This window comes from Vibrio sp. 1CM2L (assembly GCF_023161695.1).
GTDB classification, from domain to species: Bacteria; Pseudomonadota; Gammaproteobacteria; order Enterobacterales; family Vibrionaceae; genus Vibrio; species Vibrio coralliirubri.
Genome location: NZ_JALNTT010000002.1, coordinates 296,649 through 320,910 on the forward strand (window position 1 = coordinate 296,649; position 24,262 = coordinate 320,910).

22 protein-coding genes are annotated in these 24,262 nt (G+C 43.9%); 6 read left to right on the forward strand and 16 right to left on the reverse strand.

Going from position 1 to position 24,262, the window contains the following annotated elements; genetic code table 11:
- Positions 1–12: 12 nt before the first annotated feature.
- The 12 genes from MSG34_RS06480 to nrfB all read right to left on the reverse strand — a co-directional run bounded on the left by MSG34_RS06480 (position 13) and on the right by nrfB (position 11,660).
- On the reverse strand, positions 13–1,119 hold the full coding sequence (locus MSG34_RS06480) for a DUF1513 domain-containing protein (protein ID WP_248336743.1): 1,107 nt from the start codon (positions 1,117–1,119) through the stop codon (positions 13–15).
- The gene (locus tag MSG34_RS06485; protein ID WP_248336745.1) at positions 1,109–2,170 is read right to left on the reverse strand and encodes an imelysin family protein; all 1,062 of its coding nucleotides are present in this window, start codon (positions 2,168–2,170) and stop codon (positions 1,109–1,111) included. Before MSG34_RS06485 ends, MSG34_RS06480 begins: the two co-directional genes overlap by 11 nt.
- Positions 2,171–2,329: 159 nt before the next feature.
- A complete protein-coding gene (locus MSG34_RS06490) occupies positions 2,330–3,718 on the reverse strand; it encodes a di-heme oxidoredictase family protein (RefSeq protein WP_248336747.1) in 1,389 nt (462 codons plus the stop codon).
- Positions 3,719–3,830: 112 nt separating this feature from the next.
- Positions 3,831–5,102, reverse strand: a complete 1,272-nt coding sequence (locus MSG34_RS06495; RefSeq protein ID WP_248336749.1) for an imelysin family protein — start codon at positions 5,100–5,102, stop codon at positions 3,831–3,833.
- Between the two features lie 177 nt (positions 5,103–5,279).
- Positions 5,280–5,876: a GTP cyclohydrolase II gene (gene ribA / locus MSG34_RS06500; protein WP_017632055.1), complete on the reverse strand. Its 597-nt coding sequence runs from the start codon at positions 5,874–5,876 to the stop codon at positions 5,280–5,282.
- A gap of 249 nt (positions 5,877–6,125) precedes the next feature.
- The gene (locus MSG34_RS06505; RefSeq protein WP_017060980.1) at positions 6,126–6,302 is read right to left on the reverse strand and encodes a hypothetical protein; all 177 of its coding nucleotides are present in this window, start codon (positions 6,300–6,302) and stop codon (positions 6,126–6,128) included.
- Positions 6,303–6,391: 89 nt separating this feature from the next.
- Positions 6,392–6,832 carry a heme lyase NrfEFG subunit NrfF gene (gene nrfF, locus MSG34_RS06510; RefSeq protein ID WP_248336751.1) on the reverse strand — a complete coding sequence of 147 codons (441 nt, stop codon included), beginning with the start codon at positions 6,830–6,832 and terminating at the stop codon, positions 6,392–6,394.
- Positions 6,829–7,383: a DsbE family thiol:disulfide interchange protein gene (locus MSG34_RS06515; protein ID WP_086969576.1), complete on the reverse strand. Its 555-nt coding sequence runs from the start codon at positions 7,381–7,383 to the stop codon at positions 6,829–6,831. The genes nrfF and MSG34_RS06515 overlap by 4 nt, the downstream gene beginning before the upstream one ends.
- A complete protein-coding gene (locus MSG34_RS06520) occupies positions 7,364–9,280 on the reverse strand; it encodes a heme lyase CcmF/NrfE family subunit (protein WP_248336752.1) in 1,917 nt (638 codons plus the stop codon). Before MSG34_RS06520 ends, MSG34_RS06515 begins: the two co-directional genes overlap by 20 nt.
- 128 nt (positions 9,281–9,408) lie before the next feature.
- Positions 9,409–10,383 (reverse strand): cytochrome c nitrite reductase subunit NrfD, encoded by a 975-nt coding sequence (nrfD, locus tag MSG34_RS06525; RefSeq protein WP_029223973.1) that lies wholly within the window; start codon positions 10,381–10,383, stop codon positions 9,409–9,411.
- A gap of 2 nt (positions 10,384–10,385) precedes the next feature.
- Positions 10,386–11,072, reverse strand: a complete 687-nt coding sequence (gene nrfC / locus MSG34_RS06530) for a cytochrome c nitrite reductase Fe-S protein (protein WP_004733373.1) — start codon at positions 11,070–11,072, stop codon at positions 10,386–10,388.
- 3 nt (positions 11,073–11,075) lie between these two features.
- Positions 11,076–11,660: a cytochrome c nitrite reductase pentaheme subunit gene (nrfB, locus tag MSG34_RS06535; protein ID WP_248336754.1), complete on the reverse strand. Its 585-nt coding sequence runs from the start codon at positions 11,658–11,660 to the stop codon at positions 11,076–11,078.
- A 481-nt stretch (positions 11,661–12,141) separates the two neighbouring features.
- On the opposite strand from nrfB, the gene nrfA reads away from it, so the two are divergent.
- Positions 12,142–13,572 (forward strand): ammonia-forming nitrite reductase cytochrome c552 subunit, encoded by a 1,431-nt coding sequence (gene nrfA / locus MSG34_RS06540; RefSeq protein WP_170930195.1) that lies wholly within the window; start codon positions 12,142–12,144, stop codon positions 13,570–13,572.
- A gap of 125 nt (positions 13,573–13,697) precedes the next feature.
- Entirely contained in the window at positions 13,698–14,042 is a 345-nt protein-coding gene (locus tag MSG34_RS06545; protein WP_123284452.1) for a rhodanese-like domain-containing protein, read from the forward strand.
- A gap of 25 nt (positions 14,043–14,067) precedes the next feature.
- On the opposite strand, the gene MSG34_RS06550 is transcribed toward MSG34_RS06545, so the two are convergent.
- A complete protein-coding gene (locus tag MSG34_RS06550) occupies positions 14,068–14,697 on the reverse strand; it encodes a tetratricopeptide repeat protein (RefSeq protein ID WP_248336756.1) in 630 nt (209 codons plus the stop codon).
- Between the two features lie 200 nt (positions 14,698–14,897).
- Positions 14,898–17,549: a DNA topoisomerase (ATP-hydrolyzing) subunit A gene (gene gyrA, locus MSG34_RS06555; RefSeq protein WP_048613158.1), complete on the reverse strand. Its 2,652-nt coding sequence runs from the start codon at positions 17,547–17,549 to the stop codon at positions 14,898–14,900.
- A 258-nt stretch (positions 17,550–17,807) separates the two neighbouring features.
- Between gyrA and ubiG the strand changes: the two genes are divergently transcribed.
- The 4 genes from ubiG to yfaE all read left to right on the forward strand — a co-directional run bounded on the left by ubiG (position 17,808) and on the right by yfaE (position 22,857).
- Complete coding sequence (gene ubiG / locus MSG34_RS06560) at positions 17,808–18,551, forward strand: bifunctional 2-polyprenyl-6-hydroxyphenol methylase/3-demethylubiquinol 3-O-methyltransferase UbiG (protein ID WP_172379706.1); 744 nt, start codon at positions 17,808–17,810, stop codon at positions 18,549–18,551.
- Positions 18,552–19,059: 508 nt separating this feature from the next.
- Entirely contained in the window at positions 19,060–21,342 is a 2,283-nt protein-coding gene (gene nrdA / locus MSG34_RS06565) for a class 1a ribonucleoside-diphosphate reductase subunit alpha (protein WP_017060992.1), read from the forward strand.
- Between the two features lie 103 nt (positions 21,343–21,445).
- Complete coding sequence (gene nrdB / locus MSG34_RS06570) at positions 21,446–22,579, forward strand: class Ia ribonucleoside-diphosphate reductase subunit beta (RefSeq protein ID WP_048613156.1); 1,134 nt, start codon at positions 21,446–21,448, stop codon at positions 22,577–22,579.
- Positions 22,579–22,857 carry a class I ribonucleotide reductase maintenance protein YfaE gene (gene yfaE / locus MSG34_RS06575; RefSeq protein ID WP_010438115.1) on the forward strand — a complete coding sequence of 93 codons (279 nt, stop codon included), beginning with the start codon at positions 22,579–22,581 and terminating at the stop codon, positions 22,855–22,857. Before nrdB ends, yfaE begins: the two co-directional genes overlap by 1 nt.
- 171 nt (positions 22,858–23,028) lie before the next feature.
- On the opposite strand, the gene napF is transcribed toward yfaE, so the two are convergent.
- On the reverse strand, positions 23,029–23,544 hold the full coding sequence (napF, locus tag MSG34_RS06580) for a ferredoxin-type protein NapF (protein WP_248336758.1): 516 nt from the start codon (positions 23,542–23,544) through the stop codon (positions 23,029–23,031).
- Entirely contained in the window at positions 23,544–24,110 is a 567-nt protein-coding gene (locus tag MSG34_RS06585; protein ID WP_248336760.1) for a molecular chaperone, read from the reverse strand. Before MSG34_RS06585 ends, napF begins: the two co-directional genes overlap by 1 nt.
- Between the last annotated feature and the right edge of the window lie 152 nt (positions 24,111–24,262).

Genomic DNA, 24,262 nt, shown 5'->3' on the forward strand with positions numbered 1-24,262 from the left:
CTGCTTTATAAATCAGATAGAACTCCAATGGTTATCCCACTGGACCGATGATTGCTGAGTTGATTTCTCATAAGGCTTGCGTTGGCTGACCACACTACCCGCCCCAGAGCTGAGTCGAAACTCTCCATCAAGTAACACGGCACCAGAGGCATCTGACAGCGCAGAAAGCTCGACTAATTCTTTGCTCTCTTTAGACCAAATACCGTAGCAACTCCCTCTTGGCGAGGTCGCGATAATCCAATCATCTGACGCCGCAATGCTTGCGATATAGTGATTAAATCTTGCCCATTGCTCAGGCTCAGCGTTCAGTGATTCAAACTGCCCGCCTTTGGTATGCATCGCCAAAAGCGAAGGATACTCGTCTGGCTCACCACGATATTGCTGACCACAAAGCACGGTTTCAGCACCATCATGGGCTAAGTGTCGAATACTCAGCTTCTTGTTTAGCAATTCAACCTGATCAAGCAACACACCTTCAGGAGAAACATAACTCAAACTCGGTTGCATGGAGTCCAAATTTTTCGGTGTTCTGCCATCAGTATGAACGCCACCAACGCCAATCGCGAGATTACCATCAGGCATGATGATCACTTCATGTGGGCCGATACCGAAACCAGTGAACTCCTCAACCTTACGATAGCCTTGCGCGACATCGTACACGCCAATTACGCCTTGGCTGCTGTCCGTTTTCCCTTCGGTGGCATACAGTAACTTACCATCCAATGAGTAAACGCCATGACCATAGAAGTGGCGGTTGTTACCTTTGACGACCATTTTGATCTGCTGACCACTTTTATAGTCAAACACCATAAAATAGTCACCAGGACGACGAGCAAAAACCACCGCATGTGATGATGTTGGGCAAATTGCTACGCCATGACCACGATCGGGGATCGGAAGTTGGCTCAGTGGCATACCAAATTCGTCAGCCACAACCGCTGAATATTGACCACGACCATTAAGCGCACAACCAATCAGTTGGGGATCATTAGATGTGCTCATGCCATCCTTTCGAGTTGCCCCATCCTTTCGACTCGCACAGCCAAATGGAAGTAATGGAACAGCTGCACAACCCAGTGCAGCCTTGAGTAGCGTTCTTCGCGTATTATCAGTCACCATCGGTAGCATTGAATCCTATTACCACGCCAAGCTCTATCGCTACTTCTTCATGAATCAGGTACTTCAAACGTTCTAGTTTGTTGTATTGAGTCAGCACATCTCGGTAGCCTTCTTTGCTCTGCAGTAACTCAAACAAGCTTGAGTCTGTAGGCCAAGTATCTAAAGTTAGCGTGAACTGGGCTGCAACACGATCGGCAAGGTCATTTAAGCCCTTCTCTCTCAATAAACCATCAAGACCATTACCTTCAGCTAGGTACAATTTCTCTAGCGCCGCTACGTTCGCTTTCAACTGAGTCATTGAGGTTTGAGCACGCCAAGATTCCGAGAAATATGGGCGTGGGTGACCGATTTTCGCCATAGGGCGACTCAGCTTTTTCATGCTGTAATCAAGTTGGTTAGTCAGTAAAGCGATGTATTCAGATTCCCAACGCATTTCATCCAATGCTAACCAAGGGTTAGCCTGCCAAGCTTCAGCAATAGAAGCAGATTTCATTGCCAAGTTTTGTGCAATAGCTTGTGAAGATAGACAACCAGACGCTTTATCTTGCAGTAGTGGCGATTGCTCGTCATAAAGCGACCACTCCAGCGCACCTAGTCCTTGAACCGTCACACTCTGCTGAGCAATTTCATCTTGAGACCAAGCTTTATCTTGCTGAGTCAGCTGGCGCATTTTTAGGCCGGTGGTGTTCTTTTTGTCTGGCCAGAATTGAACATTCCAGCTCTCTTCAAGTGCCGCTGTTGGGCCTCTTTCTTGTCCTTGCAGTGCCATCCAACTGTTCATGGTGAGCTGCCACTGATTTTTCAAAGCATCTAACTCAACATCATTAGTTTGGCAGTACCCTTGCATCAAGACTTCCAGTTCGTTGGCTTGCTTGGTGAATAGGACTGCAGAATCAAACTCCTGCTGATAAACACTGCGACTAATATGATTGGTTGTGTCTGCTTGATAAGAGACACCGTTAACCTCAGATGAAGCGGCTTGCTCACCCGATGATTGACAGCCTGCTATGACTAATACCGATAAAGGCATTAACAAAAATTTATGTGCCATGCTGTTACCTTACTTCCTAGTTTTTCTTTTAATTATATGAGTTCAATAAATATGAAACGACCGCTGACCTCGTATTGCTACAAGTTCAGCGGTAGTCAGTCTTTTGTTAGCGGCTTTCTTAAGTAACTAAGCCGTTGGCTTAACTGAATTCAAGACAGCCTATAATGAGTCCAAAAACGCTAGTAGTGCTTCGCGTTCACTGCGACTCAAAGCTAATACTTTTTGTTTTGGCATTTCTGCTTCACCACCATGCCAAAGTACCGCTTCCATGACGTTTCTTGCGCGACCGTCATGAAGTAAGAAGGTGTGACCGTTCACTTCTTTGGTATAACCTAATCCCCAAAGTGGTGTGGTACGCCACTCTTGGCCATTGGCAAGATATTCTGGGCGATTGTCGGCTAAACCTTCACCCATATCATGCAAAAGCATATCGGTGTATGGGCTAATCAACTGTTTCGAAAGAGCAGGCAGACCTTCACGCTCTGCTGTACGAATTTCAGCTTGGTGACAGCTTTGACAACCAATCTCTTTAAACAGCTTTTTACCTTGAACAACCGCTGGGTTATCGACATTACGACGAATAGGTACCGCGAGATGCTGCGAATAGAACTCAACAAAATCTAAGATGTTGTCACTAACTTCTGGCTCACCACCATTTGGAAAATCATCACAGGTTGATTGCGCTGATGTGCAGTTTTCATTCGGAAATAAACTGCTTGTCAGGCCTAAGTCACCGTTAAATGCCGCCGCGTTTTGCTGCATTAAGTTTGGCTGCCCGGCTTTCCAACCAAAACGACCTAGCGCCATTTCATTGGTTTGAACATCAAGAACATAGTTAGCTTTACCAGAAATTCCCTGCTTGTCAGCCAATTGCTGCTCTGCAAATCCAAGAATCGTTTCTTGTGGGATACTTTCAAGCAGACCAAGACCAATCATTGGCGGCGCGACTCGAGCTGAGAATTCTGTTTTAGGGTGCATTTCACCGAAAGCAAGTTCAGTGATCTTTAAAGAGGGTTTACGCAGAGTAACAACCGTGCCGTCTTTGAATTCAACAGGAACATCCGTGTAGCTAATGTTCACTTTGCCCTCTGGTTTTACACCTTGAAGCGCAAAATCTTGTAGCTGACCGCCGTACGTCGGTTCGGGAATACCACCATCTCGAATGAAGGCTTGTCTCTGTTCTGGCGTTTCTGCTGGAATGCTTAAGCGAACCAGCATTGAAACCGCATTCTCATCGCCTTTTTCTGGCGCGTGACCACGGCCATCTTTGATATGGCAGTTTTGGCAGCCGTTGGTGTTAAACAGTGGGCCAAGACCATCACGAGCATCGGTTGATGAAGGTGCGGGTACCCAAGGGTTTCTAAAAAAGCTGTTACCTACGCTGAAATCTAAGCGTTTACTCATGGGTAGATTGGCAGCAGGAAGAGAAAAAGCGTTCGCTCCCTCTTTCTTCACGGTCGTTTTGCCACCAGAGTAGGTTTCATGGGCGTGTAGCGGAGATAAGAAAAACAGTGCGGTTAATAGTGAGGCTGAGAGATACGACTTCATACATTGCCTTGCTGTGTTTTTGATTTTAGTTTTTATGAGGAAATGACTTTCTTAATTAGCAAACAATTAAGGGCTCAATGAGAGCCCTTACATTGGTGTTTGGCTCGGGTTCTTAGAACTCGTGATCCGCTGTGTCTGGGTTTAGGCTATCAATGCCAATCACACCCGCAGCACGCTCAATAGCCGCTGTTTGAGACACTAGCGCAACAATTGTTTTGTTAACTAGTGCGTTACCCGCAGCGTTGTCAGCAGCGATTAGCTGATCGAAGTGCTGGTTGTTTTTCTCTGCAGACGTTACTAATTCGCCTACTTGTGCACGTGCTAGGTCAAACTGCTTTTGAATCTCTTTCGCAGCTTGTTCATCTTTTTGCTCTACTAGGTCAAACAGGCTTGGACCTGAAAGCAGAGTACCGTCTTCACGCTTGTATAGACCCGTGTAAACGTTGTAGATGCCTTGCTCGTTGTAGTAGTGAGAGTTGTGCGTGTTATCAGAGAAACAATCGTGCTCGTCTTCAGTAGAGTTTGCTTCTAGTGCAACCTTCATACGCTCACCCGCTAGCTCACCTAGAGACAGTGAACCCATGCCGAATAGCATTTTACGTAGGCCATTCTCGCTAGATTCAGAAAGAAGCTCTTGACGGTAGTTACCTTTCTCGCCTTCAGCCCACTGCTTTTCCATCCACTCTAGGTCTTGGATAAGTAGCTCAGCCGATGCTTTTAGGTATGCGCCACGACGGTCACAGTTGCCGTTAGTACACTCAGCGCCAACAACGAAATCAGTGTAAGCACGCTCACCTGCACCGCTGTTTGTGCCGTTTAAATCTTGACCCCAAAGTAGGAATTCAATCGCGTGGTAGCCAGACGCTACGTTCGCTTCAGAGCCGCCGATCTCGTTCAAGTCTGCGATTAACTCAGGAGTAATGTTAGTTGCATCAACGGTAGTCTGACCAATTTGGAAAGTCTTGTTAGCCACGATGTTTGCGCTAGCGCCTTCGTTACCAAGTTCATATTGGTAATCAGTCGAAACGTAATCAATCAGGCCTTCATCTAGTGGCCATGCGTTTAGTTGGCCTTCCCAATCATCAACAACAGCGTTGCCGAAGCGGAATACTTCTGACTGTTGGTATGGTACGCGAGACTCAAGCCAAGCTTGTTTTACTTGTTCGAAGTTGCCAGCAGAAGGAGAAGCTAAGAAGGTATCAATAGAAGAGTTCAACGCTTTTGCTGTAATTACTGAATCTGCAAACACTGCATGTGCAATATCTGCGTAATGTTCTACAACTTGATCTTGAGTTACTGCAGCGAAAGAAGAAGCAGAAGCAGAAGCAGAAGCAAAAAGGAGTGACGAAGTTACGGCTTTTGTCACTAAAGATTTAATGGTCATGAAGCATCCTTGTTGAGCTTTAAATTATTATTCGTAGTAATAGTGCAAACCATTATCATTTACACTACGGATTGGAATAATACAAACTTACAATTTTATTGCAAGATAAATACAAAAAAACCTCACATTTGTGAGGTCTTTGAACATTTTTGTGTTATGCGCAACAAAGGTGGCTAATCAGATATCCAGGTTATGCTTACCGTGTGAGACTTTCGCCTTTAGGTAGCTTTCATTACCTGATTTGATATGAGCAGAAGTATTCACCACTTCTTCAATCTCAATACCAAAGGATTTTAGCTCATTGATCTTCTTAGGGTTGTTGGTGACTAAGCGGATTTTTGTGGTACCTAAAGCGCGTAGCATTTCAGCAGCTTCAGTAAAATCGCGTAGGTCATCGCCAAAACCTAGGTGGTTGTTGGCTTCATAGGTGTTCATGCCTTCGCTTTGCAGACGGTACGCATCGATTTTGTTGTACAAACCAATACCACGACCTTCTTGACGAAGATAAAGGATCACGCCACCCGTCTCACCCATAATTCTAATGGTTTCGTCTAGCTGTTCGCCACAGTCACATCGAGAAGAATGGAAAACATCACCAGTAAGACACTCAGAGTGCATACGAACAAGAGGTATGTCTTGTGTCTTGTCTGCTGATTTAAATATCACAGCAACATGCTCTTTATCTGTTTTCAATCCATGAAAAGACAGAAGTTCAGCATCAATACTGCTTGTTGCCCCTACTTTGAAATCTATTCTGGCACGTACTTCCGCCATAGCTATACTCACTTGAAAATTCGATGTATTTAACGACGCTACATTATATGTCTAGGCAATATTTTGTAGCTAACTATCTAATGATAGACACTATGAGGCTGTTAACAATTTTTTTCAAGGTCGACCTTGTACAAATTGTTATAATATAACAATTATTTTTCAAGTAAGAAAAAACCCCACATTGGGATGACCAACATGGGGTTATAAATTAAACAGTTGCGGCTAAAACTACACTTTTTTACAGAACGCTCAACTTACTTGAGTTTGCTTCCAGATGACAAGTTGCACCCAAGCATTCTCTAATTCGGTTAGCTCTTCTTGCGTAAGCGTAGAAATGCTCGACTTAGCACTGTATCTCTCTGCCCATTTATCTGACTGGACATGAGTATGGAACTCTTTCTTTAAATTTGAGATTACGTTATCCACAGATACATCCTTATATAGCAGTGCTTAGCCTTTATAATCGGTTAATGTTACAAAATACAGCTCAATTGGTAAACACTAATACACAATTTTTATGAGCTCTTCCTAACACTTTTTACTGATAAATATATAAATAAGAGAAGTAATAGGCTCGGTAGCAACCAAAGTAATAGATTTGAAGCCGTCATTGCCGGTTTATAAAGTACAAACTCACCAAATCTTTCCGTCATATATTGAGTAATTTCACTATTACTCTTCCCTGCTTTCACCATATTGAACACAACAAGACGTAAGTCTTTTGCTATTGGTGAGTTGGATTCAATCAGATTTTGGTTTTGACATTGTGGGCAGCGTAACGTTTTCGCCAAGCTGATAGCACGTTGCTGTTGTTCTGGATTATCAAACTCAAACAGTTCAACTTGAATACTCGTCTCTTTATTACCGGCAGTAAAAAGATCTTCAGCCATAGTCGGAAGGCTAATCACTAAAAGCGCTGACAGCATAAACAAGGTTTGTATTAGAGACTTCATCATCCATTCACACCATCAAAATACATCGCAAGCTCATCTTTCCATACCGTTTCATTAATCACGCCCAATAGCTTTTTAATGATCTGGCCATTGGCATCAACCAAATACGTTTCAGGTGTGCCGATTACACCCAGCTCTAACGCTAACTTGCCTTGAGGGTCACTGATCACGGTTGAGTACGGGTTGCCATCGTTCGATAACACGTTAATCGCAGCCCCAGAGTTATCTCGATAATTAAGCCCGACGATGGGAATGCCTTTATCGTGAAGTTGAAGCAAAAAGGCGTGTTCGGTTTTACATATCCCGCACCAAGAAGCCCACACATTAACCAGTTGATAAGGATGCTGCGTGACATCAGCGAGCGTAATTTTCTGCTGACCACTGACGTCTTCACTATTTACTAACGCACTCGATGTAAATTCTGGAAATGCCCTTTGTTGTTCAGACACCATGGTCGACTGCTGCTTATTATCAAGCGCAAAGACAAACCCCAGCACCACAATCAATGCTAAGGCAATTAGACTAATTAGCTTGTTACGAACGCTGGTATGCATACTGTGACGCCTTAACGGTTTTCTTTTTACGATGAGTCAATGAGAGCAAAGCGCCGATAATGGAGAACAACCCACCAAACCAGATCCAGCGCGCATACGCCTTATACTGAACACGAAATGCGTAAGCGGTGAAATCGACTTTCTCGCCCATGGTGATATAGACATCACCATGCCAGAACCACTTCATTGCGGGTTCACTCATGTTCATGACTCGAACTTGGTAATGTCTTCTTTCCGGCGAAATAGAGAAGCGCTGCTCGCCAGACTCTAGGTTGAGTATCGCCTTCTCTGCGGTAAAGTTTGAAGCGACATACAGCTCAGTATCACGATGAGAAAGCGTCCAATCCATGAATTCGACTTCTACGCCCGGGCTTAACTTATAGCTGCGCTCAAACGAGTGGTAGCTATTCATGGCAGCACCGATCGCTAACACTGCTACCCCAACATGAGCAAAAGTCATCACCCAGACTTTGCGTTGGAACTTGGAACTGCGCGTTACCACCAAGCCATACACATGAGTGAGTAAAACCCAAAATGCGAGTGACCATGTCATTAGTGCCATCACTTGAATCTTCTCTACTTGCAAAGCGTAACAGGCGAACCCGAGACCAATAGATACTAGAGCGATCAACGTAATAACGCCTTTCGATGCTTGAGGCTTAATACTCAGCAACGGGGCAAGGCCGACGACAGCCAACGCAAGCAAAGCCAAAGGTGCAATCAATAGATTAAAGTAAGGCGCACCGACCGAGATGTTTCCTAGGCCAAGCAACTCAAAGACCATTGGATAAAACGTGCCGAACACCACGACAGCAGTCGCCAGAACAAAAATAAGCACCGCAACTAAGCTCAAAAAGCTTTTGCTGACGAAGCTAGTAATCGGATTAGATTCAAAAGACTCTCCTCTGACGATAAGCAGAGAAAATGAACTCACCAGTACCAGAACTAATATAAGAAGCAGTGCGATACCTTTGGTTGGGTCGACGGCAAAAGCGTGTACCGATGTGAGTACACCAGAACGAACAATAAAGGTGCCTAAGATACTCAAACAAAACGTAATGAAAGCGAGACTGAGAGACCATTTCAGCAACTGTTGTTTGCCCTTAGCAACGCCTAGGCTGTGGAGCAAAGCGGTCGAAGTAAGCCACGGCAACAAGCTGGCATTCTCAACCGGGTCCCAGAACCACCAACCGCCCCAACCTAATTCGTAATACGCCCACCAAGAACCAAGAATGATCCCTGCGGTTAAAAAGATCCAAGCAACTAAACACCAACTGCGACAATGGGCAACCCAATCAAACTCAATAGGATCAACCAGCAAAGCGGCGACAGCAAATGCCAGCGCCACAGAAAAGCCGACATAGCCAAGGTAAAGCAATGGAGGGTGAAAAATCAGCCCGACATCTTGCAGCATTGGGTTAAGGTCACGCCCTTCTAGCGGTAATGTCGTGTTCATTTCAAATGGGTTTGATGCGAACAAGGTGAACCAAGCAAATATCGCGAGCAGTAGATTCATCACCCATAGCACTCGGCTTTGGTATTCATTCGAATAGTGTTTTTGTAAGGCGATAACGCCAGACCAGACGCTGATCGTCAGTACCCAAAACAGCAACGAACCTTCATGGCCTGCCCATACGGCTGCAAGCTTAAAAAATGAGGGTAATTGAGTATTTGAATGTTCAGCGACATATAAGATAGAGAAGTCATCACTGACAAAGGCATAGCCAAGCAATACGACAGAAGTGAGAGAAAACAGCGCGCTTGAAATAGAGAAACTGCGGATTAAACCTAGATTTTGCGTCCGTTTATTAAGCATTTGGTAAAACGAATGCACACCAATAACGCTGCTGAGTACAGCAACCAAAACCAAACTAAACAGCCCCAAAGAACCGACCATATCACCTCAATAAGGCTCTACCTGAGCAGAGCCGATCTAAACACGCATCTCATGTTTATTAAGAACATGTTCATTAATAAGCAGATATTTAGTATCCAACATCTGCTCACTAACAAACTTGAGCGAAATTAAGCTATCGTTAACTGCCCTGCATAAAGGACAAAAGTTCGCAGCATTAATACGCCCATTAGGCTTAGTGAAGTCACCGAGAAAATATACACCGAGCTATGGCGGATTGAGGTTGGTGTAACGGCATTCAGCAACAACGGTAGAACCATGCCAACACCGATGACGCCATACCAGAACCAACTCGCCCAGAAACCACTACCAATTGCGTTCCATACTGCTTGTTCACTTTGACCACCAGCGAAGATCAGCCCAGTAAAGAAAGTAATTAGAACAAACAATTCAAACATCACGACTGGACGTTCGAATCCGTGAATCCATGAAATAGTCGGGCTATGAGGTGATTCTTTAAAGACCAACACACCAAATAAAATACACGCCGCCGCTCCCGAAGATAAGCTCGAGAATAAGAATAAAATCGGCAGCACTGGGTTATTCAATAGTGGGAAAGTATTTAAAGCTGAAAGCAAGAATCCGGTATAAGCGGCAAGCATAAGAGCAAGAACAGCTAAGAATATTTCCAGAGCATTCTCAAACACTTCTAATTTGCCAATCCAATTACCGACAAAATCAAGTCGCCCTTTTAGCCATGCTTGATCATTCAAGAACACGACTATTTGATCTCTAAATATAATGCCGATCCAAAGGAATAAGATCACCATATATACTTGGAATAAGATCACACCCATCGACATCACAGACGTTGGATTATAGAAGATCATGATCTTCCAAAAGGATAACGGTTTTGTCAGGTGGAAAACCAAGATAAGCAGACCTGAAATGATCCCAAATGGCGCAAGAAAAGCCGTGGCCTTTAACACTCCATTATGAGCAGGATCGCCTTCAATGATCTTACGTTTTAGGTAAATGGAGATCATTACGGCACCCGCCGACATCCCAGCGAGAAATAGATAGATTGCTATAATCCAGTCCCATACCACCGTACCAGACTGAAAAGCTGCGTCCCATGCACTCATAATCAAATCTCCCCTTTTTGGTGTGGCACTTTATAGAGTTTTGGCTGAGTACCGAGATAAGCTTTATCTCTGTAAACCACCTCAGATTGAAGCACCTGGTTTATCTCACTCTCAGGGTCATTTAGATCGCCAAAGACCAGCGCATTGGTCGGGCAAGATTCGACACAAGCAGGCAACTTCCCTTGTGCAAGATTGGTATCACGACAGAAGTTACATTTATCTGCGGACTTGTTCTCAGGATGGAAAAAGCGCACTTGATATGGGCAAGCCAATAGACAATAACCACAACCGACACACTTCTCTTGATGAACGTCGACAATGCCGGTTTTTTCATCTTTGTAGGCCGCGCCTGTTGGGCAAACCATCACACAAGGTGCGTTATCACAATGCTGGCAAGAGTTACGAGTAAAACGGTAATCAACATTGGGATATTCGCCTTGGGGTTCACTCTTAATAATTTCTAAGCGCGATACACCTTCAGGTACTTTGTTTACTTCACGACATGCTTCGGTACAGGCGGTACAACCAATACAAGCGGTTTCGTCATGAATCATTCCATAACGTTTAGTGCCATCTTCTTGAACATTGGCTAGCGTCTTGCGACTTGTTACTGCCGCTGTTCCCGCTACACCTGTGGTAAAAATAACGGCACCCGCGCCAGCTAAAAAGTTTCTTCTTGAGCAGCTCATAGATTACTCCTCTTCTTTCTTCTGGTTGAAGTCTGAATGGCAATCCACACACAGCTTGATGGTTTGCTTCTTATCTAAGCCCAACACCTTTGCTTCAGTCGCATGAACATCATGGCAGTTTGAACACGTTAAATTTTGTGCGTGAACGTCGTGGGTCCAGCTCGCTTCGCGCAGATCATCAGGCTTGTGACAATCGATACACTGGCTATTGGCATCTAAAATTAAGCTAGGATCTAGGTAAACCTTGTCGGTCCCTGGTTGTGATTGAGCCTCACGATACTTCACCACTTTAGGCGCGCCTTCGCGGTGGTCGGGGCTAATAGAACTATGACAGTCGGTACAATTTACTTCACGGCCAAGCAAAGCGTGTGCACTTTCACCATGTGAACCCAATACCGTTTCTTTTGAATCTTTATGGCACTGAACACACTTGTAGTCTTTGTCACGGATTAATTCGACTTCATGTCTTGTTGATTCTCCTACTGGCGTAACAGCAGGCTCAGCAACAACATGAATGGAATAACCATAGAGGCAGAATGCTAGAAGGGATTTAAGCATTATGACTATGGCCAATTTAATATTGCCCATTTTATCCTTTCCTTATACCGGCATTATTTAACTCTCAACTAAATAATATTCCGGTTAAACAAAAGTACCCTTAAACGATATTATTACCGTTTAAATGATATCAATTCTTATTTTGGATAAGCCACAACGCTTTCTATAGTTAGAATATACCTCTAATTGGGTAATACGAAATTTCGATAGGTTAATCTGTGAACGCAATCACCCTATTTATATCATGGTCAATTTAGGTAATTGATTGTTATATATGATAATAATTCTCAGTTAAATTCTAATTAAACTAACCACCAATACCACTTTAGGGTTATATAAACTTCAACGTGACTAAGGTCACTGCCATTAATTGATCTGGGACAATCTATATCCAACACGTAACAAAATGTGTTTGTTTATGAATTAATATAAACAGGAATTCTCCAGTTCTTAATTTGAATAGCAAACTCACAACGCTTGGTATAAAAATCAGTATATTGGAGATATCACTGTGAAAAAGCATTGGATACGTAATTCGGTCACAGCACTATTAATGGTTAGCGCGTCATTAGCAAGCGCGACCAGTTTTGCTGCGTCTGAACAAAAAGAAATTGGCGATCCTCGTAACGATCAGTTCGAGCAAAACCACCCAGATCAATATCATTCATGGAGACAAACGTCAGAAAGCGAAACCATTGAAGACGCACTAAAAGAAGATCCCAACATGGTTATCATGTGGGCTGGCTACGGCTTCGCAAAAGATTACAACAAGGCACGTGGTCACTTTTATGCGATTGACGATGTACGACAAACACTTCGTACTGGCGGCCCAACGGACGAAAGTTCAGGCCCTATGCCAATGGCGTGTTGGAGCTGTAAAAGCCCAGACGTAGCACGTGTTATCGAAGAGCGTGGCGAAGACGGTTACTTTGAAGGTAAATGGGCACGTCTTGGCAACGAGATTGTGAATCCTATTGGCTGTGCAGACTGTCACGATACCCAAAGCGAAGGCTTTAAAAATGGTGAGCCAGCACTGAAGGTGACGCGTCCTTATGTTGAACGTGCGTTCGATGCGATTGGTAAGAAGTTTGAAGACCAAGGTCGCTTAGATCAACAAGCTTCCGTTTGTGCTCAATGTCATGTGGAATACTACTTCACAGGGCCAACCAAAGGCGTGAAATTCCCTTGGGACAAAGGGACTCGTGTTGAGCAAATGGAAGAGTATTACGATGGAATCGGCTTTAAAGATTGGACGCACAAAGTATCTAAAGCGCCGATGCTAAAAGCACAGCACCCTGGCTATGAAACGTGGCGTGAAGGTATTCACGGCAAAAACAAAGTTGCTTGTGTTGACTGTCATATGCCGAAAGTGACCAAAGAAGATGGCACCGTTTATACCGACCATAAAGTGGGTAACCCATTCGACCGCTTCGAAGATACCTGTGCAAACTGTCACACTCAATCTAAAGAGACCATGCGTAACATCGTTTCAAGCCGTAAAGCGCAAGTGCTGAACATGAAGCTGACTGCTGAGAAACAAATCGTAGCCGCTCACTTTGAAGCAGGCGCGGCATGGGAAGCGGGTGCGACCGAGCAAGAGATGGAACCTATCCTACTAGATATCCGTCATGCTCAATGGCGCTGGGACTACGCTATTGCATCTCATGGTGTTCATATGCACGCTCCTGAAATCGCTCTAGAAGTGCTAGGTACTGCCGTTGACCGCGCAGCCGATGCTCGTACTAAGATTGTTCGTCTACTGGCGAAGAAAGGCATCACTGATCCAATCGAGATTCCAGACATCTCGACCAAAGAAGCGGCTCAAAAAGCGCTTGGAATGGACATGGATAAGATGAACGCTGAGAAACAACATTTTTTAGACACGGTTGTTCCTAAATGGGAAGAGCAAGCTGAAAAGCGTGAAGCCAACTACGAATACTAGTTTCTTCAATTAGACCATTAGGTAAAAACCAGTCACACTATTATTGTGTGGCTGGTTTTTTAGGTTTGGGGCAATACACATCAATATCTCCTCCCCAATCCACTCGCCAATTCAAGGAATATACAATGAAAACCTTACTTTCACTTTCAGCATTATGTATCGCACTACTCAGTTCAGGCGTTTACGCTTCTGAGCGTGCTGAGACTGGGTGGGAATTAATAGAGAAAGGTGCATTAGTGGTTGATGTCAGAACACCTGCAGAGTTCGAACAAGGGCATCTAGACAACGCCATCAACTACCCTCTTTCTGAAGTGGCTACTCACTTCGCTAAGATAGATAAAGACCAACCCATCGTTTTGTATTGCCGCAGTGGTAATCGCTCAGGACAAGCCTATCAATTCTTGCGAGCTCAAGGGTTTACTCAAATCCATAACGCAGGTGGCCTGATTGAAATGCAGGAAAGTAAATAACTAAAGATTAACGATTATGCCAAGCCTAGCGGATCATCTGTTTGGCTTGGTTGATCGAGTGAATAATCGAAACGCGATCTATCCCTTTTTGATTGGAATCGAGAATTTGAGTCCATGCATCAATCGCTTGTTGATAGCGCATGCTGATGAAGTGATCGGTCGCAATCAACATCAAGGCCGTACGATCATTGGGATCAAGCTGCATGGAGTGATCCAATAACGCATTCACGTCATCACTCATCGCTTGAGAGCTAAGGTAATAAAGTGCGGTTGCTTTGGCCGCATAGAGGCCAGAAGGTGCTTGAGGATCTAATCGAATCGCGTAGTCGTAGCAAGTGAACGCTGCATCAAATTCCCCTTTCTGCATATACACACCACCAAGCTTAAACCACAAGTCGGATTGATTCGGATCTTGCTTGAGGCTTTGCTGCAGCTCATCTTGGAAATCTGTTGCCGTGTAACTATTGTTACCATCTAAAGGAAGTTGAGGTATCTCTTGTTTCAGTTGAGACCAAACAAGCACGCTTAAAGCGACCGCAGTAATCGAAATCACTATATTACTTTTTAGATGACCGCTGTTTTTGTTCGCCGCGATGACGACCACAATCAAAAACAAGCTCATTAGTACCAACGCAACCAACAACCAGATGTCCATTTCACACTCCTTTCTATTCACTCCCTACTCTATCGTTTTCATCTCACCTCTATATTGATCAAGGTTTAGCTATCGAGATTTTAGCGATCACAGCCCAGCTATAAAGTCACACCAAGCTCCACAAATAACAGGTAATAAAAAACCGAGCACTTAGGCTCGGTTTTTTCAATGGTAAGCTTAATTACTTAGCGTAATTGAGATTACTCAGTGTCTTGCTCGCTATCACTTTCAGAGTCAGAAGCATCTGATGCTTGCTCTTCACTTGATTCAGCGTTGATAGTTTCAGCACCAGCTTCTTCAGCTTCGCCTTCTACAATCTCAGCTTCTTCTACTTCGTCGATACGTTGTAGACCTACAACATTCTCGTCTTCAGCAGTACGAATCAGTGTTACACCTTGAGTGTTACGACCAACTTGGCTAACTTCCGCTACGCGAGTACGTACTAGCGTACCTGCGTCGGTGATCATCATCATTTCATCGCCTTCTTCAACTTGAACAGCGCCAACAACTGGGCCATTACGTTCAGAGACTTTGATAGATACTACACCTTGCGTTGCACGGCCTTTCGTTGGGTATTCAGCTAGCTCAGTACGCTTACCGTAACCATTTTCAGTCACAGTTAGGATATCGCCTTCGTTAGAAGGAACAATCAGTGAAACCACTTGATCGTCTTCTGGAAGCTTCATACCACGAACACCAGAGGCAGTACGGCCCATTGCACGTACTTTGTCCTCGTTAAAGCGAACAACTTTGCCCGATTTAGAGAACAGCATGATGTCGCTATCACCGTTAGTGATATCAACGCCAATCAGTGAATCGTCGTCACGTAGGTTAACTGCGATTAGGCCGTTAGCACGTACGTTTGCGAATTGATCCAGTGATGTCTTCTTAACTGTACCGTCACCCGTTGCCATGAAGATGAATTTCTCGTTAGAGAACTCAGAAACAGGCAAGATAGCCGTGATACGTTCACCTTCTTCTAGAGGAAGAATGTTAACGATAGGCTTACCACGAGCAGTACGGCTTGCTAATGGTAGTTGGTAAACTTTCAGACGGTATGTCTTACCACGAGTAGAGAAACATAGGATGTTATCGTGAGTATTAGCAACAAGCAGACGCTCAATGTAATCCTCATCTTTCATCTTAGTTGCACTCTTACCTTTACCACCACGACGTTGAGATTCGTAGTCGCTTAGGATTTGGTACTTAACGTAACCTGCGTTAGAAAGCGTTACTACAACGTCTTCTTGAGCAATCAGCTCTTCCATGTCGATGTCATGAACTGCCGCTGTGATTTCTGTACGACGCTCGTCGCCATAGATTTCACGTACCGCTTCAAGTTCTTCACGGATAACTTCCATCAAACGCTCAGTGCTTGCAAGAATGTGCATTAGCTCAGCGATTTCTTCTAGAAGTGCTTTGTACTCGTCTAGAATCTTCTCGTGCTCAAGGCCAGTTAGGCGGTGAAGACGAAGTTCTAGAATAGCTTGTGCTTGTGTTTCCGTTAGGAAGTATTGGCCATCGCGTATGCCGTATTGGTCTTCCAACCAATCAGGACGAGCCGCATCAGTACCAGCACGCTCAAGCATTGAAGCAACGTTACCAAGATCCCAACCGCGTGCAACTAAGCCAGCTTTTGCTTCAGCTGGTGTTGGAGCGTTACGGATAAGCTCAATGATTTCGTCGATGTTAGCAAGTGCTAGAGACAGTGCTTCAAGGATGTGTGCACGATCGCGCGCTTTCTTCAGTTCGAAGATAGTACGACGTGTCACAACTTCGCGACGGTGGTCTACGAAGCACTTAAGCATGTCTTTGATGTTGAACAACTGTGGTTGACCGTTGTTCAACGCAACCATGTTGATACCGAAAGTCGTTTGCAGTTGAGTTTGAGCGTATAGGTTGTTTAGAACCACTTCGCCTACTGCATCACGCTTACATTCAATAACAATACGCATACCATCTTTATCAGATTCGTCACGCAGTGCACTGATGCCTTCTACTTTCTTATCTTTAACCAGTTCAGCAATCTTCTCGATCAAACGAGCTTTGTTTACTTGGTAAGGGATCTCAGTAACGATAATGGTTTCTTTACCATTCTTCTCTACTTCGATATCCGCTTTTGAACGCATGTAAACCTTACCGCGGCCAGTCTTATAAGCATCAACGATGCCTTTACGACCACTGATAAGTGCTGCTGTTGGGAAGTCAGGACCAGGAATGTAGTCCATTAGCTCATCAATAGTGATCTCTTCATTATTGATGTAAGCCAAACAGCCATCAACAACTTCACCAAGGTTATGTGGTGGAATGTTGGTAGCCATACCTACTGCGATACCAGAAGCACCGTTTACCAATAGGTTAGGAATTTTTGTAGGAAGTACTGCTGGAATTTGTTCTGTACCATCGTAGTTCGGTACGTAATCCACAGTTTCCTTATCAAGGTCAGCCAGTAGCTCGTGAGCAATTTTCGCCATACGAACTTCGGTATAACGCATTGCAGCCGCGGAGTCGCCATCGATAGAACCAAAGTTACCTTGGCCATCAACTAGCATGTAACGCAGTGAGAACGGTTGAGCCATACGAACAATTGTATCGTATACAGCACTATCACCATGCGGGTGGTATTTACCGATTACATCACCTACTACACGAGCAGACTTTTTATATGGTTTGTTCCAATCATTACCTAGTACATTCATCGCGAACAAAACGCGGCGGTGTACTGGTTTTAGGCCATCACGCACATCTGGAAGGGCACGACCAACGATGACGGACATCGCGTAGTCTAGGTATGAACCTCTAAGCTCATCTTCAATATTTACGGGCGTGATCTCTTTCGCTAGATCGCTCATAGAGCCATTTTCCCTCTATAGTCAGATCGTATTTTTGAATACGTATAAGACCGAAAAATATAACACAAATTTACCTACGGAGGCATCACTTTCCCTCTCCTTTTACCATCTTGTGACCCTTGTAGCCAATCAATTGATGAGAAATTGCACCTCCGCATCATATCTTGCTGAAACATGGTCACTTTACATCCAATAAACTAGCAAAATTGTAGATCTTCTGGTCAGCGCGAAAAGGCAAGTTATAATGCCTGCAATTTCATGGATGCATTATTTAACTTGGAAATGCCGATTATGACTAAATCACAGAACGTAGACCCAGCAGAAATCAAGAAATTCGAAGACATGGCGTCACGCTGGTGGGATCTAGAAGGCGAATTTAAGCCGCTACATCAAATCAACCCACTGCGCCTAAATTACGTATTAGAGAAGACGGAAGGCCTATTTGGCAAGAAAGTCCTCGATGTTGGCTGCGGCGGCGGTATTCTTGCAGAAAGCATGGCGGTAGAAGGCGCGATAGTGACTGGCCTAGACATGGGTAAAGAACCGCTAGAAGTTGCGCGTCTTCACGCATTGGAAACTGGCACCAAGCTCGATTACATCCAGAGCACTATCGAAGACCACGCAGAACAAAACCCACAAACTTACGATGTGGTAACGTGCATGGAAATGCTTGAACACGTTCCAGACCCGCAATCTGTTATCACTGCCTGTTCGAAATTGGTGAAACCGGGCGGCCACGTGTTCTTTTCTACATTGAACCGTAACTTCAAATCTTACTTGTTTGCGATTGTTGGTGCAGAGAAGCTATTGAAGATCGTTCCAGAAGGCACTCATGAGCACGAGAAGTTCATTCGCCCTGCTGAACTTATCAAGATGGTTGATAACACTCCGCTGCAAGAATTAGGCATTACAGGCCTGCACTATAACCCGTTGACGAACACCTACCGTTTAGGCCAAAAAGTCGATGTGAACTACATCGTTCACACACAAAACTTTGGCTAAAAAATATCGGTAGCCCTACCGTAAAACCTTTTGTGAAAAAGACGAATGAAAAGAGTTGCAATTACCATAACTTTGCGACTTTTTTCAGTCTAAATTTCGTGCGCTAGCTTCCATTTTGACCACCTCGATTTAAATTTAATCGCCCAAAATCCATCGCCCATTTTGCTCAAAGATCAAGGGATTTTTTTTTATGGGCGTGCAAAAATAAAGCATCATTAAAAGCCGACTTTTATACAATCAAGTCACATCTAACCTCATCAGTTAGTGGTCACTTACAGTTTTTTTTCAATCCACCACTTATCCACAAGCAACCCCATTTCTTTACCTTGAAAAATATCAGTTGTAGCACTATCTTGTAACCCAACAAACAAATGACCCCTATATGTTGTGTTTGAACTACAATGTATGGGTAGACCAAGATCACAAAGCCGAAACGTAATTTACAAAAATTACAAAGAAATACACAAAAACACGGCCTTGTTCAGTTTTGTTAGGGAAATTAAGCAGAATGAACCAACAACTTACTGTTACCAAGCGTAACGGGCGCAAAGAAACGATCGATCTAGAGAAGATCCATCGCGTGATTACATGGGCAGCTGAAGGCTTGCACAATGTTTCTGTATCACAAGTAGAATTGAAAGCTCACATTCAGTTTTACGATGGCATCACCACTACTGACATTCATGAAACTATCATCAAGTCAGCAGCGGATTTAATCTCTGAAGAGACTCCTGATTACCAATATCTAGCAGCACGTCTGTCTGTATTCCACCTACGTAAAAAAGCGTACGGCGAATACGAGCCGCCTGCACTGTATGACCACGTTGCAAAACTGGTTGATATGGGTAAATACGATAGCCACCTTATGGAAGACTACACGAAAGCTGAATTCGAAGAGCTTGACGAGTACATCGACCACAAACGTGACTTAGACTTCTCTTACGCAGCGGTTAAGCAGCTCGAAGGTAAATACTTCGTGCAAAACCGTGTAACGAAAGAAATCTACGAGAGTGCTCAGTTCCTTTACATTTTAGTTGCTGCGTGTCTATTCGCTAAATACCCGAAATCGACTCGTCTTGACTACATCAAACGTTTTTACGACGCATCGTCTACGTTTAAGATTTCTCTACCTACACCGATCATGTCTGGTGTACGTACGCCTACTCGTCAATTCAGTTCTTGTGTACTGATCGAGTGTGGTGACAGCCTTGATTCAATCAACGCAACAGCAAGCTCAATTGTTCGTTACGTATCTCAACGTGCTGGTATTGGTATCAACGCAGGTCGTATCCGCGCACTTGGTTCTGAAATCCGTAATGGTGAAGCGTTCCACACGGGCTGTATCCCTTTCTACAAATACTTCCAGACAGCAGTAAAATGTTGTTCTCAAGGTGGTGTTCGTGGCGGTGCAGCAACAGTGTTCTACCCACTATGGCACGGTGAAGTTCAGTCTCTATTAGTACTGAAAAACAACCGCGGCGTTGAAGAGAACCGTGTTCGTCACATGGATTACGGCGTACAACTGAACAAGCTTATGTACTCTCGCCTAGTTCAAGGTGGCAACATCAGCCTGTTCTCACCTTCAGACGTACCTGGCCTTTACGATGCGTTCTTCGAAAACCAAGACCGTTTTGAAGAGCTATACGTTAAGTACGAAAACGATCCTTCAGTGAAGCGTGAAACGGTTAAAGCCGTTGAGCTGTTCTCTCTGCTAATGCAAGAGCGTGCTTCTACTGGTCGTATCTACATTCAGAACGTTGACCACTGTAATACACACAGCCCGTTTGATTCTGAAGTTGCACCTGTTCGTCAATCGAACCTATGTCTAGAAATCGCGCTTCCTACTAAGCCACTTTCTAACGTAGAAGATGACGAAGGCGAAATTGCACTATGTACGCTTTCAGCATTCAACCTTGGCGCAATCAATGAACTGGACGACCTAGCAGAGCTTTCTGAGCTGGTTGTTCGTGCTCTAGATGCACTGCTTGATTACCAAGACTACCCGCTTCCAGCTGCATACAAGTCGACAATGAACCGTCGTACTTTAGGTGTAGGTGTAATCAACTACGCATACTACCTAGCTAAGAATGGTGTTAAGTACTCTGATGGCAGCGCGAATGGCCTGACTCATCGTACTTTTGAAGCAATTCAATACCACTTGCTAAAAGCATCTGTTGAACTAGCGAAAGAGCAAGGTCGTTGCCCATCTTTCCACGAGACCAACTACGCGAAAGGCCTACTGCCAATCGATACTTACAAAAAAGATATCGACTTAGTATGTGAAGAGCCACTGCACTACGATTGGGATTCTCTACGTGAAGAGATCATGGAGCACGGTCTGCGTAACTCTACGCTAACAGCGCTTATGCCTTCTGAGACATCGTCTCAAATCTCGAACGCGACTAACGGTATCGAGCCACCACGTGGTTACGTATCAGTGAAAGCATCGAAAGACGGCATCCTGAAGCAAGTGGTTCCAGATTTCCTAAATCTTAAAGAGAACTACGAGCTACTTTGGAACATTGGTTCTAACGACGGTTACCTACACCTAGTGGGTATCATGCAAAAATTCGTTGACCAAGCTATCTCTGCAAACACTAACTATGATCCAAGTGTTTACGACAGCGGTAAAGTACCAATGAAGAAGCTGCTTCAAGACCTACTAACAGCGTACAAGTACGGTGTTAAGACGCTTTACTACCATAACACTCGTGATGGTGCTAAAGACGACCAAGGCGATGCAGTTCAAGTGCCGGAAGAAGATTGTGAAGGCGGCGGTTGTAAGATCTAAACCGCAATAAACATTAAGACCCCAGAGAAGAGTTATCTTCTCTGGGTTTAAAGCATTAACAGGATCCGTTTTATTACGGGTCTTTAAAGGATTTGAGGCATTTATGGCTTACAGTACTTTTTCTCAGCAAAAAAATGACCAACTAAAAGAACCAATGTTCTTGGGTCAGTCGGTAAACGTTGCACGTTACGACCAACAAAAATTCGAAATCTTCGAAAAGCTTATCGAGAAGCAGCTTTCTTTCTTCTGGCGTCCAGAAGAAGTAGACGTGTCTAGCGACCGTATCGACTACAACAAGCTTCCTGAGCATGAAAAGCACATCTTCATCTCTAACTTGAAGTACCAAACGCTTCTAGATTCTATCCAAGGCCGCAGCCCTAACGTTGCCCTACTTCCATTGGTATCTCTACCAGAAGTAGAAACTTGGATTGAGACTTGGTCTTTCTCTGAAACGATTCACTCTCGTTCTTACACGCACATCATCCGTAACATCGTGAATGATCCAGGCGTAGTATTCGACGACATCGTTGAAAACGAAGAGATTCTAAAGCGTGCTAAAGACATCGCTTTCTACTACGACGACCTAATCAAGCTGACGGCTGACTACCACCGCTACGGTGAAGGCAACCACAGCATCAACGGCGAAGATGTTAAGGTTTCACTTCACGACCTGAAGAAGAAACTTTACCTATGTCTAATGTCTGTAAACGCACTAGAAGCGATTCGTTTCTACGTAAGTTTCGCATGTTCATTTGCATTCGCTGAGCGTGAGCTAATGGAAGGTAACGCGAAGATCATCAAGCTAATCGCTCGTGATGAAGCCCTTCACCTTACTGGTACACAGCACATGATCAACTTGCTACGTAACGGTCAAGATGATTTCGAATTCATGCAGATCGCTGAAGAGTGTAAGCAAGAGTGTTTCGACCTATTCAAAGAAGCGGCTGAGCAAGAGAAAGAGTGGGCAGAATACCTATTCAAAGATGGCTCTATGATTGGTCTAAACAAAGACATTCTTTGCCAATACGTTGAGTACATTACCAACATCCGCATGCAGGCTGTTGGCCTAGGTACCGCTTACCCAGCAGCAACGTCGAACCCAATTCCATGGATTAACGCTTGGTTGTCTTCAGATAACGTTCAAGTTGCTCCACAAGAAGCAGAAATCAGTTCTTACCTAGTTGGCCAAATCGACAACGAAGTAAAAGCTGACGACTTTGAAGGATTTGAGCTGTAATGCCAACAATCAAAATCAACAAGCTGACTTCAATTGAATCTAACCCTTCAAACACTCTGTTGGAAACAATGGAACAAGCTGGGTTAGAGCCAGAATACAACTGCCGAGATGGTCACTGTGGCGCTTGCCGCTGCACGTTGGATTCTGGTGAGGTCGAATACGTTGGTTTTGCTATGGCTTACACACAAGGTAATGAAATATTGCCTTGTATCTGTAAAGCAAAGACTGAGCTATCGCTGAGTAACGTTATTCATAGAAACAAGCAAAAACGCGCATAAGCCAACTGGCTTTAGGTCGCTTTGTTCGAATATCGTCAATAAGAATCAAAAAAGGGTCCGCTTCCTTTAGGAATGCGGACCCTTTTCTATTTATGTCTTTAGGTATCTAAACGACTCGTCTATCACTCAACCAAATCTTCCTGTTGGCTTGTGTCATACAAAGCCAAACGTTTATTGCTGAGTCAGGTTAAGAGTCACAGAGCCAATATAACAAGCGCTTCGGCACTCTCCACAGCCATTACACTTATCTTTGTCCACTGTAGGCAACTCTCCTACTTCGATGTGTATTGCACCTTCTGAACACGCAGTTTGACATGCTGAACAGTCCATTTGCATGTAATTATTACAGCTATCCGCAAAGCTCGGCTTGAGGTCGATATAAGGCGTGACCGTTGGATGAAGTGCGCCAGTCGGACACACTTCAGTGCATTTGTTACACATAGAACAACTGTTGTAATCCAAATTCAGCAGCGCACTGCCCTCTAGCATCTCAATAACGCTATTCGGACACGCTTGTTCACACAGCCCACAACTGTCACAAAGACGCTCAAACAGCACCTCATCAACCGCTCTTGGCGGTCTTGCATGCAAGCGCTGTGATATCTCTTCATAATTCGCGGCTGCTTTAACCGGTTTAGAAAGTCGAGTTAAGAAACCGCGTCTATTTGAATTTATTTGTTCAGACATTAGTCGATATATAACTTTTTACTAGTAACGTTTAAATTATATTCAGATGTTAAGTACTTAAGCCAATCTATTACATCAACCGATAGATTTTTATAAAAAGATAGCTCTGATGCTTTATTTAGTTTTTCTAAATAAACAGAAGACCAAGTTAATAAGTGACCTTCGAGCAATTCACTCGCTGAATTAATATTATTATTTTCTAACAAATACGCATGAGCGAATAACATTAAACCAAATTGATCTTCCGGCTCTCTTAACCCAGTGTCTAATTCAATCTGATTCAATTCTAAAAACTGGCGATACTCAACCGTAGAAGCGCCAAACACAACGCGGTCTTTATCTAGGTATACAGAACCCCAAGGCGGAGCTGGCATGTCTCCAACGCCTTCAAACAGGCGGCTGAACTCTGCTGCGAGCGCATCTTCGTCTTCACTTCTCAATGCCTGCAAGCATTCTTCAGAGAGTACTTCGCTCTCAACCAAAGCTTCGACAATGGTGATTAACTGTTCTTTACTTGTCGCTTGATAAAATAGCGAACCCAATAATTTATGCGTATCGATAATCATTATTATTTATACCGTTATAGGTTTAAAGATAATTATATTAATTAACTCATTTCATTCTTTGATCTATTTTATACATTCAATTCATAAACTTTAAATTTCACACTTATTTGATGCCAATCAATCAATAATTCGAAATAAATACATAAAGAACA

Bases quoted from the DNA above. Each gene is read 5' to 3' on its own strand.
- nrdB (WP_048613156.1), top strand. From the start codon at position 21,446: ATGGCTTACAGTACTTTTTCTCAGCAAAAAAATGACCAACTAAAAGAA.
- nrfF (WP_248336751.1), bottom strand. From the start codon at position 6,832: ATGATGAAGTCTCTAATACAAACCTTGTTTATGCTGTCAGCGCTTTTA.
- MSG34_RS06485 (WP_248336745.1), bottom strand. From the start codon at position 2,170: ATGGCACATAAATTTTTGTTAATGCCTTTATCGGTATTAGTCATAGCA.
- MSG34_RS06490 (WP_248336747.1), bottom strand. From the start codon at position 3,718: ATGAAGTCGTATCTCTCAGCCTCACTATTAACCGCACTGTTTTTCTTA.
- MSG34_RS06495 (WP_248336749.1), bottom strand. From the start codon at position 5,102: ATGACCATTAAATCTTTAGTGACAAAAGCCGTAACTTCGTCACTCCTT.
- yfaE (WP_010438115.1), top strand. From the start codon at position 22,579: ATGCCAACAATCAAAATCAACAAGCTGACTTCAATTGAATCTAACCCT.
- ribA (WP_017632055.1), bottom strand. From the start codon at position 5,876: ATGGCGGAAGTACGTGCCAGAATAGATTTCAAAGTAGGGGCAACAAGC.
- napF (WP_248336758.1), bottom strand. From the start codon at position 23,544: ATGTCTGAACAAATAAATTCAAATAGACGCGGTTTCTTAACTCGACTT.
- MSG34_RS06545 (WP_123284452.1), top strand. From the start codon at position 13,698: ATGAAAACCTTACTTTCACTTTCAGCATTATGTATCGCACTACTCAGT.
- nrfC (WP_004733373.1), bottom strand. From the start codon at position 11,072: ATGAGCTGCTCAAGAAGAAACTTTTTAGCTGGCGCGGGTGCCGTTATT.
- nrdA (WP_017060992.1), top strand. From the start codon at position 19,060: ATGAACCAACAACTTACTGTTACCAAGCGTAACGGGCGCAAAGAAACG.
- nrfD (WP_029223973.1), bottom strand. From the start codon at position 10,383: ATGAGTGCATGGGACGCAGCTTTTCAGTCTGGTACGGTGGTATGGGAC.
- MSG34_RS06520 (WP_248336752.1), bottom strand. From the start codon at position 9,280: ATGGTCGGTTCTTTGGGGCTGTTTAGTTTGGTTTTGGTTGCTGTACTC.
- ubiG (WP_172379706.1), top strand. From the start codon at position 17,808: ATGGATGCATTATTTAACTTGGAAATGCCGATTATGACTAAATCACAG.
- MSG34_RS06515 (WP_086969576.1), bottom strand. From the start codon at position 7,383: ATGCATACCAGCGTTCGTAACAAGCTAATTAGTCTAATTGCCTTAGCA.
- nrfB (WP_248336754.1), bottom strand. From the start codon at position 11,660: ATGGGCAATATTAAATTGGCCATAGTCATAATGCTTAAATCCCTTCTA.
- MSG34_RS06480 (WP_248336743.1), bottom strand. From the start codon at position 1,119: ATGGTGACTGATAATACGCGAAGAACGCTACTCAAGGCTGCACTGGGT.
- MSG34_RS06585 (WP_248336760.1), bottom strand. From the start codon at position 24,110: ATGATTATCGATACGCATAAATTATTGGGTTCGCTATTTTATCAAGCG.
- MSG34_RS06550 (WP_248336756.1), bottom strand. From the start codon at position 14,697: ATGGACATCTGGTTGTTGGTTGCGTTGGTACTAATGAGCTTGTTTTTG.
- gyrA (WP_048613158.1), bottom strand. From the start codon at position 17,549: ATGAGCGATCTAGCGAAAGAGATCACGCCCGTAAATATTGAAGATGAG.